Raw genomic sequence first — 13,567 nt, forward strand, 5'->3', positions numbered from 1 at the left:
ACAATCCAGATTTATATAAGAAAACCGACAGGCCAGCACGTCACACTGCTGGCCTTTCTGACAACAGGTCGGCTCAGCCGATGTGAAAATAAGAAGATCGTGGAGAACAACAATGAGCGCAAATGCGGAGAGCACTACCCCGCAGCAACCGGCCAATAAGAAAGGCAAACGTAAAAGTGCCCTTCTTCTGTTGACCTTGCTCTTTATTATTATTGCCGTGGCATATGGGATCTATTGGTTTTTAGTATTGCGTCATGCAGAAGAGACTGACGACGCATACGTGGCAGGGAACCAGGTACAGATTATGGCGCAGGTGTCGGGCAGCGTGACGAAAGTCTGGGCTGACAATACCGACTTTGTGCAAAAAGGCGATGTGTTGGTGACCCTCGATCCAACCGACGCCCAGCAGGCCTTTGAGAAAGCCCAGACCGCGCTGGCCTCCAGCGTCCGTCAGACCCGCCAGCTGATGATCAACAGTAAACAGCTGCAGGCCAACATCGACGTACAGAAAACAGCACTCGCGCAGGCGCAGAGCGACCTGAACCGCCGTGTACCGCTCGGCACCGCTAACCTGATTGGCCGTGAAGAGCTGCAGCACGCGCGCGACGCGGTTGCCAGTGCCCAGGCACAGCTGGACGTGGCGATTCAGCAGTACAACGCCAACCAGGCGATGGTGCTCGGCACCAGCCTCGAAAACCAGCCCGCCGTACAACAGGCGGCGACTGAAGTACGCAACGCATGGCTTGCCCTGCAGCGTACCAAAATCGTCAGCCCGATGACCGGCTACGTCTCCCGCCGTTCCGTCCAGCCAGGGGCGCAGATTAGCCCGACCACGCCGCTGATGGCGGTCGTGCCGGCAGACAACCTGTGGGTAGACGCCAACTTTAAAGAGACGCAGCTCGCCCATATGCGTATCGGCCAGACCGCGACGGTCGTCAGCGACATCTACGGCGATGACGTGAAGTACACCGGGAAAGTGGTGGGTCTGGATATGGGGACCGGCAGCGCTTTCTCCCTGCTGCCTGCGCAAAACGCCACCGGTAACTGGATCAAAGTGGTTCAGCGTCTGCCCGTGCGTATCGAGCTGGATGCCAAACAGCTGGCGGATCACCCGCTGCGTATCGGCCTCTCCACGCTTGTGACGGTCGATACCGCCAACCGCGACGGTCAGATCCTGGCAAGCCAGGTGCGTAGCAGCCCGGTTTATGAAAGTAACGCCCGTGAAATTAGCCTCGATCCGGTCAACAAACTGATCGATGACATCGTGAAGGCAAACGCCGGTTAAACCGAAGGTGAGCGTTATGCAACAGCAAAAGCCGCAAAAACCGCTGGAAGGCGCGCAGCTGGTCATTATGACCATTGCGCTGTCGCTGGCGACATTCATGCAGGTGCTGGACTCCACCATCGCAAACGTGGCGATCCCAACCATCGCCGGCAACCTTGGCTCGTCGCTGAGCCAGGGGACCTGGGTCATTACTTCGTTTGGGGTGGCAAACGCCATCTCCATCCCTATCACCGGCTGGCTGGCGAAGCGCGTCGGTGAGGTGAAGCTGTTCCTCTGGTCCACGGTAGCGTTTGTTCTTGCCTCCTGGGCGTGCGGCATGTCCAGCAGCCTGACGATGCTGATTTTCTTCCGCGTCATTCAGGGGATTGTCGCCGGGCCGCTGATCCCGCTGTCGCAGAGTTTGCTGCTGAGCAACTACCCCCCAGCAAAACGTTCGGTCGCGCTGGCGCTATGGTCAATGACCGTTATCGTCGCGCCTATCTGCGGACCGATTCTGGGCGGGTACATCAGCGATAACTACCACTGGGGCTGGATCTTCTTTATCAACGTACCGATTGGCGCCGTCGTGGTATTGATGACGCTGCAGTCGCTACGGGGACGAGAGACGCGCACCGAACAGCGCCGTATCGACAGCATCGGGCTGGCGCTGCTGATCCTGGGTATCGGCAGTCTGCAGATCATGCTCGACCGCGGTAAAGAGCTCGACTGGTTCAACTCGCAGGAGATCATCATCCTGACCATTGTCGCGGTGGTGTCGATAAGCTTCCTGATTGTCTGGGAGCTAACGGACGACAACCCGATTGTCGATCTCTCGCTCTTCAAATCGCGAAACTTCACCATCGGCTGCCTGTGTATCAGCCTCGCCTATATGCTCTACTTCGGCGCGATTGTTCTGCTGCCGCAGCTGTTGCAGGAGGTGTATGGCTATACCGCGACCTGGGCGGGTCTGGCCTCAGCGCCCGTTGGGGTGATCCCGGTTCTGCTGTCGCCGATTATTGGCCGCTTCGCCCACAAGCTCGACATGCGTCGGCTGGTGACGTTCAGCTTCATTATGTACGCCGTGTGCTTCTACTGGCGCGCGTACACCTTTGAGCCGGGAATGGATTTTGGCGCCTCGGCGTGGCCGCAGTTCATTCAGGGCTTTGCGGTGGCGTGCTTCTTTATGCCGCTGACCACCATTACGCTCTCTGGCCTGCCGCCTGAGCGTCTGGCGGCGGCATCAAGCCTGTCGAACTTCACCCGTACGCTAGCGGGTTCCATCGGGACGTCGATCACCACTACCCTGTGGACCAACCGTGAATCGATGCACCACGCCCAGCTGACCGAAGCGGTGAACCCGTACAATCCGAACGCCCAGCAGATGTACAGTCAGCTTCAGGGCATGGGGATGACGGAGCAGCAGGCATCCGGCTGGATTGCCCAGCAGATCACCAACCAGGGGCTGATTATCTCAGCAAACGAGATTTTCTGGATATCGGCGGGGATCTTCATCGTCCTGCTGGGGCTGGTGTGGTTTGCCAGACCGCCGTTTGGCGCCGGTGGCGGCGGCGGAGGGGCGCACTAATTCGCGTTGTCCAGAACGCGACAGCGATTGTCAGTTTCGATAAAGCAGCGCTCCTGAAATCAATTCACGATAGTGAAAAGACAACAGGAGCGCATCATGCTGAACACACCCGCCGACAAATACCAGCCTTATCCCACCGTTTCATTGCCCGACCGCCGCTGGCCGGAGCAGACCATCACCCGCGCGCCGCGCTGGCTCTCGACAGACTTACGCGACGGCAACCAGGCGCTTGCCGAGCCGATGGACAGCGCGCGCAAGCTGCAGTTCTGGGATTTGCTGCTGGGCTGCGGATTTAAAGAGATTGAGGTCGCCTTCCCGTCCGCCTCGCAGACCGACTTCAACTTTGTCCGCCAGCTCATCGAAGAGAACCGCATTCCGGATGACGTCACGATTCAGGTGTTAACACAGGCGCGGGAAGATCTCATCCATCGTACTTTTGAATCCCTGCGCGGCGCGAAGCAGGCCACCGTCCACCTGTATAACGCCACCGCCCCGCTGTTCCGCCGCCTGGTGTTCGGCATGGAGAAAGCGCAGATCGTCGAGCTGGCCACCCGCGCCACGCGGCTTATCCGCCAGCTTTGTGAAGAGAACCCTGAAACCCGCTGGCAGTACGAGTACTCCCCGGAAACTTTCTGCTTTACCGAGCCGGAGTTTGCGCTGGAGATTTGTGAAGCCGTGGCGGAGATCTGGCAGCCGTGCGATGAACGGCCAATGGTGATCAACTTACCCGCTACCGTCGAGGTCAGTACGCCGAACGTCTATGCCGATCAGATCGAGTATTTCTGCCGCCACTTCAGCCGCCGCCGCGACGTGTGCATCAGCGTGCATCCGCATAACGACCGCGGAACGGGCGTCGCCAGCGCGGAGCTGGCGGTGATGGCCGGGGCCGACCGCGTAGAGGGCTGCCTTTTTGGCAACGGCGAACGCACGGGCAACGTTTGCCTGGTAACGCTGGCGATGAACCTCTACAGCCAGGGCATTAGTCCCAATCTGGACTTTAGCGATATGAATCGGGTGGTCGAAACGGTAGAGGCCTGCAACCAGTTGCCTGTCCATCCGCGCCATCCGTGGGCTGGACGGCTGGCCTATACCGCCTTCTCCGGCTCGCACCAGGACGCCATCAAGAAAGGCTTTGATGCCCGCAGGCCTGGCGATCGCTGGGAGATGCCCTATCTGCCCGTCGATCCGCAGGACATCGGCTGCACCTACGAAGCGGTGATCCGCGTGAACAGCCAGTCAGGAAAAAGCGGCAGCGCCTGGCTTATTGAGCAAAACCACGGCCTGAAGCTGCCCCGCGCCCTGCAGCAGGATTTTAGCCAGCACGTGCAGCAGGAAACGGATCGCCACGGGAAAGAAATGACGCAGAACGCGCTGTGGCAGCTATTCCGCACCCGCTACGGGCTGGTAACGACCCCGCAGCTGGCGCTGCAATCCTACCGCAGCGACGGCCAGCAGGACGGCCAGCTGCGGCTGACGGCAAACGTCGTCACGCAGGGGGGAACGCGCCAGCTGGAGGGTCAGGGCAACGGTCTGCTCTCCGCTGCCGCGCAGGGCCTGAGCCGCTGGGTCAACGCGCCGTTTGTGATTAAGGATTATCACGAACATACGCTGGGCGAACGCAGCGACAGCCGCTCGGTGGCCTATATCCGCTGCCTGTTCCAGGACGGCACCAGCAGTTGGGGCGTGGGCATTGACAGCGACGTGGCGCGCGCGTCGCTTCAGGCGCTGTTTAACGCGGTTAGTCGTTCTTAAAGTAATCGCTGGGTGAGATACCCATCGCCCGGCGGAACATCGCCGTAAAGGCGCTGTGGCTGCCGTATCCCAGATCCAGCGCCACGCGCAGCACCGGCTGGCCCTGCGCCAGCCGCACTAAGGCTTCCAGCAGGCGCGCCCTCCTCACCCACTCGCCGTAGCTTAACCCGGTCTGCTGCTGAAAATGGCGGTTCAGCGTACGCTCGCTCATGCCGAGCAAGCTCGCGCTCTGTTGACCGCTCCAGCTTTCACCTGGTAACTGACGGACCTGCCGACACAGCTGGCGTAACGCTTCACTTTCCGGTTCCGGCAGGTGAAACGGCAGCACCGGCATGATGCGAATTTCATCCAGAATGAGCTCATACACGCGCTCGTCACGGCTTCCCGGCGAGTACGACTCAGGTAGCGTCAGGGAGGTGAGGATCAGCTCGCGCAGCAGCGGGGAGATCTGCACGATCTGACAGGTCGCCGGGAGATCGGCTCGCGCCAGCGGATCGATAAACAGCGTGCGGGCTGCAACGTTGCCGGTGATGCGAAGCGAGTGCTGTGTCCCCGCCGGTAGCCAGACGCCGCGCCCGGGCGGCACTACCCAGCAGCCGGATGCGGTATCGACCCGCACGACGCCCGTCAGGCTGTGCAGCAGCTGAGCGCAGTCGTGCTCATGCCACGGCTCGCTATCGCCATGAGCATAATCATGCGAAAACGGCACAAGCGGGCGATGGGTAAAGGAGAAGGTGGTGGTTGTCGTCATGAGGATTGTAGGCCCGGCCAGCGAAGCGCCACCGGGCATCCACAGGCACAATACTAGATGTGCAGCTCCTGCAGTTTTTCTTTTGGCAGGGCCAGCTCTTCATTGCTGTTTACGCGAACGTCACGCTCGATGATGTGACGGGCAATTTCCTGGGCTTCTTCCAGAGAGTGCATCTGGTAAGTGCCGCACTGGTAAACGTTGAGCTCAGGGATCTGGTTCTGCTCTTTCACTTTCAGCACGTCTTCCATCGCCGCTTTCCACGCATCGGCGACGCGTTTCTCTTCAGGCTGACCAATCAGGCTCATGTAGAAGCCGGTACGGCAGCCCATCGGAGAGATGTCGATGATCTCAACGCCGTTGCCGTTCAGGTGGTCACGCATGAAACCGGCGAACAGGTGTTCCAGGGTGTGAATGCCTTTCTCCGGCATCACTTCTTTATTCGGCACGCAGAAGCGCAGATCGAAGACGGTGATCGTGTCGCCGTGCGGGGTGTGCATGGTCTTCGCCACGCGGACTGCAGGTGCTTCCATACGGGTATGGTCGACAGTAAAGCTATCTAATAACGGCATACGTCACCTCCGATAGTGATTTTTTTTAAAATAAACTGAACTCTTCTACAGAATGCACGTCTGAGTATATGAAAGACGCGCATTTGTTATCATCATCCCTGAATTCAGAGATGTATATTTTGGCCACAGCGATGTGGCCTTTTTCTTTTCTGCTTAAGCCTGCTTCGCCAGAAACGCCTCAAACGACTCCGTATCCGCCGCTTCAACCTCTTTCTGACGCACCAGGGACGCGTCGCGCTCCGCGACAAAATCCGCTTCGCTCAGGATCTCTAACGGCTCCTGCATCAGCATCTCACGGTACTCCGCTGAGAGTGAACGCCCCGTGCCGCCAATCCCCTGCTCGATCATGGTGCGCAAAATGCGCGCAGAGAACGTCAGTTCCGGGTTATCAAAGCATTCCACCAGCTGGTCGCAAATCTGTTGATACGCGTCGCCGCCGTCGATGCTGTCCAGGGTGCGGGCAACACGCTTCAGGTCACGGAACAGATCCTTACCTACCTTAGCCAGCGGGAACTGCGCCGTTTCGCAGCCAATACCCAGCGTCAGACCCGGTTTACGGCCTTCCAGAATCACGCGGTTCCAGTTCGTGCGCGTACAAAGCAGTTCGTCTGAACTCATTTCCGGCGCATCCGCCAGCGCGCACCAGACCATAAACAGATCCAGGAAGCGAACCTGCTGCTCGTCAACGCCAATCGGTGAGAACGGGTTGATGTCCAGCGAGCGCACTTCAATGTATTCAATGCCGCCGCGCTGCAGCGCATCCGACGGCGTTTCACCGCTGCGCGTCACGCGCTTCGGACGAATTGGCGCATACAGTTCGTTTTCAATCTGCAATACGTTGCTGTTGATTTGCAGGCGCTTTCCGTCTTTTTCGAGGCCGATTTTCGCGTACTCTTCCGACGGAGTTTTAATCGCCCGCTTCAATCCTGCCACATATTCGTGCAATTCGTTAAACGTAATACCGAGATTGCTTTGCGATTTATTGGTATAGCCCAGATCGCTCATGCGCAGAGAAGTCGCGTACGGGAGATAGTACATTCCGCACTCGGTTTTTTCGAACGGCAGCGTGGTCGGTTTCCCCTGCAGGAACGATGAACAAATGGCAGGCGACGCGCCAAACAGATACGGAATCACCCAGCCAAAACGGTAATAGTTGCGGATCAGACGGAAATAACCGGCGGAGATCGCTTCTTTATCCGTTTCTCCCCCCTTCGCCTGCCAGAACGCCATCGGCAAAGAGAAATTGTAGTGCACGCCAGAGATCGTCTGCATCAGCGCGCCGTAGCGATTTTTAAGACCTTCGCGATAAAGCGTTTTCAGCCGACCAATGTTTGACGTGCCGTACTGCGCCAGCTCAATCTCCTGGCCCTGCTCGATATAGCACGGCATGCTGAGCGGCCACATACGCTCATCGCCGAGATTGCGCGCGGTGTAGCGATGGATGTCGCGCAGGATCGTCAGCATATGATCAATATCGCCGTCCACCGGCGTAATGAACTCCAGCAGCGCTTCAGCGAAATCGGTTGTGATCCATTTATGTGTCAGCGCCGAGCCTAACGCCTTCGGGTGACCCGTCGTCGCTAAGCTACCGTCCGCGTTAACGCGCAGCGTTTCACGCTCAAGACCACGCTGAATACCCTTCAGAGCCTGAGGGTGGTTTTCCAGCCAGGCCAGCGCCTGAGATACGTCCGGGATCAAATTGACCTCCCGCCTGTCAAAGTAATGTTACTCAGCATAATTGTAATGGTTGACGATTGAAGGTCGCGTATTCATTCCACCAATTAGTGCCACCACGTCATACCCTGTAGTGTTGCCCACGCCACGAGAACATAGCGCAACGCCTTGCCAAGGCACAAAAAAAAGAGCACCGGTCCCCAGGAGATGCGCATCCATCCCGCCAGCAGACACAGTAAATCGCCTATTACAGGCATCCAGCTTAATAACAGCGTGGCAGCGCCATAGCGTTTTAGCCAGCCGACTGCCTTTTCCTGCCAGCGCGATTTTTCGCGCAGCGGAAAGAAACGCCCAAGAATAACGTTAGTCAGCCCTCCAAGGCTATTACCCATTGTTGCTATTAATACAAGCAGCCAGGGCTGACTCACGCCGGACAACAGCATCGCCACCAGTACCACTTCCGAATTTCCCGGTAACAGCGTGGCGCTTAGAAAACTGCTGGCGAATAATGAGGCAAGTGACAGCGCGTCACTCACAGTAAGCGCACATCCACCGCCGCCATTCCGGCATCACGCGCGGCCTGAATACCGAAGTCGGCATCTTCAAACACGACGCATTTTGCCGCCGGTACGCCCATTAATTCTGCGCAAAGCAGGAAGGTGTCCGGCGCGGGCTTGTGATTTTTAACATGATCGGCGGCCACCACGGCAGAAAAATAGTGGCGCAGGCCAAGATGGTTGAGCAACGCTTCTGCTATCGCGCTCTCGCTGCCCGTCCCGACAGACATCGGGCGACGCCCGTGCCACTCTTTTACCACATCAATCAGTGGCAGAGGGCATACGGTATCTAAAAGCATGGCTTTTACCGCATCGGTTTTTTCACGTGCGAGAAGGTGTGGGTCGAGATCGGCCTGATTCAGTTCAATCACGGCCTGCGCAATACGCCAGGTTGGGGATCCGTTGAGGGCAATCATCGCCTGAAGGTCGAAACGCATGCCGTAGCGGCCAAGGACCTCGGTCCAGGCTTGACGATGCGTGGGTTCAGTATCCAGGATGGTGCCATCCATGTCGAAGATCAAACCGTCATACTGTGCGTACATCGTGCTCTCGCTAAACGATTAACAAAGCATTACTTTATCGTAAAAGGGGGTTTTTGTCGCTGATTGAGAGTGTGATTGCTGACGGAACGTCGAAGGAATAGACAAAAGAAGATAAGATGGTGCATCCGGGAGGATTCGAACCTCCGACCGCTCGGTTCGTAGCCGAGTACTCTATCCAGCTGAGCTACGGATGCATCGGGGAAATGCTTTTAGAAACAGTAAATGGTGCATCCGGGAGGATTCGAACCTCCGACCGCTCGGTTCGTAGCCGAGTACTCTATCCAGCTGAGCTACGGATGCATCAGGGAACTGCTTTCAGAAATAGTAAATGGTGCATCCGGGAGGATTACTCGGCTGCGCCTCGCCCTTCGGGCCGTTGCTAAAGCAACGTTATCCTCCCTGGTGCTTGCGATTAACTCGCAGACCTTGAAACAACAGCATCGCTGTTATCTCGGAGAATATGGTGCATCCGGGAGGATTCGAACCTCCGACCGCTCGGTTCGTAGCCGAGTACTCTATCCAGCTGAGCTACGGATGCATCGGGATTTACTACTGTACTGCTCGATATTCATATCACTTCGAAAGCAATATGAAGTAATAGATGGTGCATCCGGGAGGATTCGAACCTCCGACCGCTCGGTTCGTAGCCGAGTACTCTATCCAGCTGAGCTACGGATGCAAAATGGCGGTGAGGCGGGGATTCGAACCCCGGATGCAGCTTTTGACCGCATACTCCCTTAGCAGGGGAGCGCCTTCAGCCTCTCGGCCACCTCACCACACAACGCCTCTTTCGAGTGCTTCGAGCAACTCGTTAAGAGCTTCTCGTCGCTGCGTGGCGCATATATTACTTTCTGGGACTTATAAGTCAAACAATTTTCCAAAAGCTTTTATCGTTTGCACAAATCACACGCAATTCGCATGTAAAAGCCGCAAAGAGGGTGTTTTATAAGCGAATTTTGCAGGCAACGCCACAGAAAACATCTGCCGAAATGGCGGTATTGAGACGAGTTAAGGGTAACGGAGTGGTTAAAAAGAGAGCGATTGAAATTAAACGGTAACTTTGAGCAGGAAAAATAGCGGGAGGGTTGCGTCTCGCCCGACAGCGAGACGCGACAATATCAGTAACTGGACTGCTGGGATTTTTCAGCCTGGATACGCTGGTAGATCTCTTCACGGTGGACAGATACTTCTTTAGGAGCGTTAACACCAATACGTACCTGGTTACCCTTTACCCCTAAAACTGTCACGGTGACCTCATCCCCAATCATGAGGGTCTCACCAACTCGACGAGTCAGAATCAGCATTCTTTGCTCCTTGAAAGATTAAAAGAGTCGGGTCTCTTGTATCCCGGCATTATCCATCATATAACGCCAAAAAGTAAGCGATGACAAACACGTAAAGTGTAAGCAGTCACGGCATCACATTCTGTTAAACGTAAGTTTAGCCGATATACACAAACTCAACCTGACTTTATCGTTATCGATAGCACAGTGAACAAGACGCCATAACGTTGCCGCTATGGCGTCTGCTTGTGCTTTGTAGTTATTACAGTTTCGCGCTTACCCAGCTTTCAACGCTGGCTAATGCCGCAGGAAGTGCCGCCGCATCCGTACCACCGGCTTGCGCCATGTCCGGACGACCGCCACCCTTGCCGCCCACCTGCTGAGCGACCATACCAATCAGTTCCCCTGCTTTAACGCGGTCGGTCACATCCTTAGAGACGCCCGCAATCAGAGAAACCTTACCTTCTGCCACTGTCGCCAGCACGATAACGGTAGAACCAAGCTGGTTCTTGAGATCGTCGACCATAGTACGCAGCATCTTAGGCTCAACGCCCGCCAGATCGCTGACCAGCAGTTTGACGCCCTTAATGTCTACAGCCTTGCTGGAGAGGTTTGCACTCTCCTGCGCCGCAGCCTGCTCTTTCAGCTGCTGCAGCTCTTTTTCCAGCTGACGCGTGCGATCCAGCGCAACGCGCACTTTCTCGCCCAGATTCTGGCTATCGCCTTTCAGCAGCTGCGCGATGTCGTGCAGCTGATCGCTCTGCGCATGCAGGCTGGCGATTGCGCCTTCACCGGTCACCGCTTCAATACGACGCACACCTGCAGCCGTACCGGATTCGGAAACAATGCGGAACAGGCCGATGTCACCGGTGCGCGAGGCGTGAGTACCGCCGCACAGTTCGGTAGAGAAGTCGCCCATGCTCAGCACGCGAACGCGCTCGTCATATTTCTCGCCAAACAGCGCCATCGCACCTTTTTTCTTCGCGTCCTCAAGATCCATAATGTGGGTCTCAATTGGCAGGTTACGACGGATCTGCGCGTTCACCAGGTCTTCCACCGCGCGAATTTCAGACGGCTTCATCGCTTCAAAATGCGAGAAGTCGAAGCGCAGCACTTTATCGTTTACCAGAGAACCTTTCTGTGCAACGTGGGTACCCAGCACGTCGCGCAGGGCTGCGTGCATCAGGTGGGTTGCAGAGTGGTTCAGACGAATGCGCGCACGGCGTGCTTCATCAACGTTAGCCTGTACGCCCTCGCCCACTTTCAGAGAACCGGATACCAGTTTGCCCTGGTGACCGATCGCCTGACCGTATTTCTGGGTGTCGCTGACGCTGAAGCTAAAACCGTTGCCTTTCAGTTCGCCTTTATCGCCAACCTGACCGCCGGATTCCGCATAGAACGGCGTTTTGTCCAGAATGACGACGGCTTCCTGACCCGCTCTGATGCTGTCTACGGCTTTACCGTCAACAAACAGGGCGGTCACTTTGCCGGTCAGTTCCAGCGCTTCATAACCTTTGAATTCAGACGCGCTATCAACGCGGATCATCGCGTTGTAGTCTGCACCGAAACCGCTGGACTCACGCGCACGACGACGCTGCTCTTCCATCGCGGCTTCAAAGCCTGCTTCATCAACTTTGATGTTGCGCTCGCGGCAAACGTCCGCCGTCAGGTCAACCGGGAAGCCGTAGGTGTCGTACAGGCGGAAAGCGGTTTCGCCATCCAGCGTGTCGCCCTTAAGCTTCGCCAGTTCTTCGTCCAGCAGCGCCAGACCGCGCTCCAGCGTACGAGCGAACTGCTCTTCTTCGGTTTTCAGAACCTGCTCAACCTGCGCCTGCTGGCGTTTCAGCTCGTCGCCGGCTGACCCCATCACGCCAATCAGTGGCCCAACGAGTTTATAGAAGAAGGTGTCCTTCGCGCCCAGCATGTTGCCGTGACGGATCGCACGGCGAATGATACGACGCAGCACGTAGCCACGGTTTTCATTCGACGGAATAACGCCGTCGGCAATCAGGAACGCACAGGAACGAATATGGTCTGCGATAACGCGCAGCGATTTGTTGTTCAGATCGGTCGCGCCGGTAACGTTCGCAACGGCTTTGATCAGAGTGCTGAACAGGTCAATCTCGTAGTTGGAGTTAACGTGCTGCAGAACCGCGGCGATACGCTCCAGGCCCATACCGGTATCAACGGATGGCTTCGGCAGCGGCTCCATAGTGCCGTCAGCCTGGCGGTTGAACTGCATGAAGACGATGTTCCAGATCTCAATATAGCGATCGCCGTCTTCTTCCGGGCTGCCTGGAGGGCCGCCCCAGATATGGTCGCCGTGATCGTAGAAGATCTCGGTGCACGGACCGCAAGGACCGGTGTCGCCCATCTGCCAGAAGTTATCAGACGCATATGGCGCGCCTTTGTTATCACCGATGCGAATAATACGCTCGCGCGGGATACCCACTTCTTTTTCCCAGATTTCGAACGCTTCGTCATCGGTTTCGTAGACGGTCACCCACAGACGCTCTTTCGGCAGGTTGAACCAGTTTTCACCGGTCAGCAGCTCCCATGCGTATTGAATGGCATCATGTTTGAAGTAGTCGCCGAAGCTGAAGTTACCCAGCATTTCGAAGAAGGTGTGGTGGCGCGCGGTGTAACCGACGTTTTCCAGGTCGTTGTGTTTACCGCCCGCACGCACGCAACGCTGTGAGGTTGTGGCGCGGGAATAATTACGCTTGTCGAGACCAAGGAACACATCCTTGAACTGGTTCATCCCGGCGTTGGTAAACAGCAGAGTCGGATCGTTGTTCGGTACCAGGGAGCTGCTGGCAACAACCTGGTGTCCCTTACTATGGAAAAAATCGAGAAACGCCTGACGGATCTCAGCGGTGCTCTTGCTCATAATTATCCTGAAATCAAGCTAACGAAATGTCGTAGCCAGCCTGTATCGGTAAACCGTTGGACGGACCAGCTACTGGAAAAAGTGGGAATAAGATAAGTTTTCTTTAGTGGGAAGTAAAATCCCGCATGCGTTCAATCGGCAAAATTACGCCAGATATCCTGAATATCTTCCATCAGAAAGCCGCGGTAGAGCAAAAAGCGCTGGATTTTGACTTTTTCTGAAAATTCACGCGGCAGCGGTTCGCCGTACTTACGAATCGCCTGCTCTTTTGCCAGTTCGCACCAGTCCGTGTCGCTTTCGCGCATCGCTTTTTCGATGGACTCCCTGGCCACCCCTTTCTGGTTAAGCTCCTGGCGGATGCGCGCGGGCCCATACCCTTTGCGACCACGGCTAGCGAGAAAACGCGAGGCAAACCGGTCATCGTCCAGGTAATGATGCTCATAGCACCAGGCCACCACGCGGTCGTAGTCTTCCGCAGTGGCATCAATCTCTTCCGGCCCGTTTTTGCTCATGACGGGCGCTGACAGCTTCCGCCGCAGCTCCTGTTCACTGTGGTCGCGCACGGCGAGAATGCGTACCGCACGATCCAGCAAGCGCGCGTAGGCGGGTCGGCGTGATGTCGGTTCACTCATAAAAAACCTGCAGAATCAGAAATGCAAAAAGGGCCGCGTCAGCAGCCCTTCATCTTTACACGAGAGAC

The 13,567-nt window shown here is 56.6% G+C and carries 11 protein-coding genes and 5 tRNA genes; 3 read left to right on the forward strand and 13 right to left on the reverse strand.

All coding sequences use genetic code 11. The annotated features are described in order from the left end of the window. Window positions 1-112: 112 nt before the first annotated feature. From emrA to leuA, 3 genes are all read left to right on the forward strand, one after another. Entirely contained in the window at window positions 113-1,285 is a 1,173-nt protein-coding gene (gene emrA, locus OKF39_RS18440; RefSeq protein WP_021241959.1) for a multidrug efflux MFS transporter periplasmic adaptor subunit EmrA, read from the forward strand. Between the two features lie 16 nt (window positions 1,286-1,301). Continuing rightward, complete coding sequence (gene emrB, locus OKF39_RS18445; protein ID WP_028014182.1) at window positions 1,302-2,849, forward strand: multidrug efflux MFS transporter permease subunit EmrB; 1,548 nt, start codon at window positions 1,302-1,304, stop codon at window positions 2,847-2,849. Between the two features lie 96 nt (window positions 2,850-2,945). Then, the gene (gene leuA / locus OKF39_RS18450; protein ID WP_193532606.1) at window positions 2,946-4,601 is read left to right on the forward strand and encodes a 2-isopropylmalate synthase; all 1,656 of its coding nucleotides are present in this window, start codon (window positions 2,946-2,948) and stop codon (window positions 4,599-4,601) included. Here leuA and OKF39_RS18455 read toward each other — a convergent pair. The 13 genes from OKF39_RS18455 to recX all read right to left on the reverse strand — a co-directional run bounded on the left by OKF39_RS18455 (window position 4,588) and on the right by recX (window position 13,499). Beyond that, entirely contained in the window at window positions 4,588-5,352 is a 765-nt protein-coding gene (locus OKF39_RS18455) for an AraC family transcriptional regulator (protein ID WP_045260898.1), read from the reverse strand. The two genes, leuA and OKF39_RS18455, sit on opposite strands and share 14 nt — an antisense overlap. 53 nt (window positions 5,353-5,405) lie before the next feature. Then, complete coding sequence (gene luxS / locus OKF39_RS18460; RefSeq protein WP_008499539.1) at window positions 5,406-5,921, reverse strand: S-ribosylhomocysteine lyase; 516 nt, start codon at window positions 5,919-5,921, stop codon at window positions 5,406-5,408. A 153-nt stretch (window positions 5,922-6,074) separates the two neighbouring features. Next, window positions 6,075-7,619, reverse strand: coding sequence for a glutamate--cysteine ligase (gene gshA, locus OKF39_RS18465; RefSeq protein WP_041908520.1), 1,545 nt, complete (start codon window positions 7,617-7,619; stop codon window positions 6,075-6,077). 83 nt (window positions 7,620-7,702) lie between these two features. Beyond that, window positions 7,703-8,131, reverse strand: a complete 429-nt coding sequence (locus OKF39_RS18470; RefSeq protein ID WP_008499541.1) for a YqaA family protein — start codon at window positions 8,129-8,131, stop codon at window positions 7,703-7,705. Further along, window positions 8,128-8,694, reverse strand: a complete 567-nt coding sequence (gene yqaB, locus OKF39_RS18475; protein WP_479983229.1) for a fructose-1-phosphate/6-phosphogluconate phosphatase — start codon at window positions 8,692-8,694, stop codon at window positions 8,128-8,130. The genes OKF39_RS18470 and yqaB overlap by 4 nt, the downstream gene beginning before the upstream one ends. A gap of 117 nt (window positions 8,695-8,811) precedes the next feature. After that, window positions 8,812-8,888, reverse strand: a tRNA-Arg gene (locus tag OKF39_RS18480). A 29-nt stretch (window positions 8,889-8,917) separates the two neighbouring features. Beyond that, a tRNA-Arg gene (locus tag OKF39_RS18485) sits at window positions 8,918-8,994 on the reverse strand. A 161-nt stretch (window positions 8,995-9,155) separates the two neighbouring features. Then, a tRNA-Arg gene (locus OKF39_RS18490) sits at window positions 9,156-9,232 on the reverse strand. Between the two features lie 64 nt (window positions 9,233-9,296). Continuing rightward, window positions 9,297-9,373: transfer RNA gene (locus OKF39_RS18495), tRNA-Arg, on the reverse strand. A gap of 4 nt (window positions 9,374-9,377) precedes the next feature. Beyond that, a tRNA-Ser gene (locus OKF39_RS18500) sits at window positions 9,378-9,470 on the reverse strand. Window positions 9,471-9,812: 342 nt separating this feature from the next. Next, window positions 9,813-9,998 (reverse strand): carbon storage regulator CsrA, encoded by a 186-nt coding sequence (gene csrA / locus OKF39_RS18505; RefSeq protein WP_000906486.1) that lies wholly within the window; start codon window positions 9,996-9,998, stop codon window positions 9,813-9,815. A 241-nt stretch (window positions 9,999-10,239) separates the two neighbouring features. Next, window positions 10,240-12,867 carry an alanine--tRNA ligase gene (gene alaS, locus OKF39_RS18510; protein ID WP_479983230.1) on the reverse strand — a complete coding sequence of 876 codons (2,628 nt, stop codon included), beginning with the start codon at window positions 12,865-12,867 and terminating at the stop codon, window positions 10,240-10,242. A gap of 131 nt (window positions 12,868-12,998) precedes the next feature. After that, window positions 12,999-13,499, reverse strand: a complete 501-nt coding sequence (gene recX, locus OKF39_RS18515; RefSeq protein WP_028014188.1) for a recombination regulator RecX — start codon at window positions 13,497-13,499, stop codon at window positions 12,999-13,001. Window positions 13,500-13,567: the final 68 nt, after the last annotated feature.

Source organism: Enterobacter cloacae complex sp. HYC042_NIDB (genome assembly GCF_056673315.1).

Coding starts and splice junctions, on each gene's coding strand:
- csrA (WP_000906486.1), bottom strand. CDS start 9,998: ATGCTGATTCTGACTCGTCGAGTTGGTGAGACCCTCATGATTGGGGAT.
- luxS (WP_008499539.1), bottom strand. CDS start 5,921: ATGCCGTTATTAGATAGCTTTACTGTCGACCATACCCGTATGGAAGCA.
- OKF39_RS18455 (WP_045260898.1), bottom strand. CDS start 5,352: ATGACGACAACCACCACCTTCTCCTTTACCCATCGCCCGCTTGTGCCG.
- emrB (WP_028014182.1), top strand. CDS start 1,302: ATGCAACAGCAAAAGCCGCAAAAACCGCTGGAAGGCGCGCAGCTGGTC.
- yqaB (WP_479983229.1), bottom strand. CDS start 8,694: ATGTACGCACAGTATGACGGTTTGATCTTCGACATGGATGGCACCATC.
- emrA (WP_021241959.1), top strand. CDS start 113: ATGAGCGCAAATGCGGAGAGCACTACCCCGCAGCAACCGGCCAATAAG.
- alaS (WP_479983230.1), bottom strand. CDS start 12,867: ATGAGCAAGAGCACCGCTGAGATCCGTCAGGCGTTTCTCGATTTTTTC.
- recX (WP_028014188.1), bottom strand. CDS start 13,499: ATGAGTGAACCGACATCACGCCGACCCGCCTACGCGCGCTTGCTGGAT.
- leuA (WP_193532606.1), top strand. CDS start 2,946: ATGCTGAACACACCCGCCGACAAATACCAGCCTTATCCCACCGTTTCA.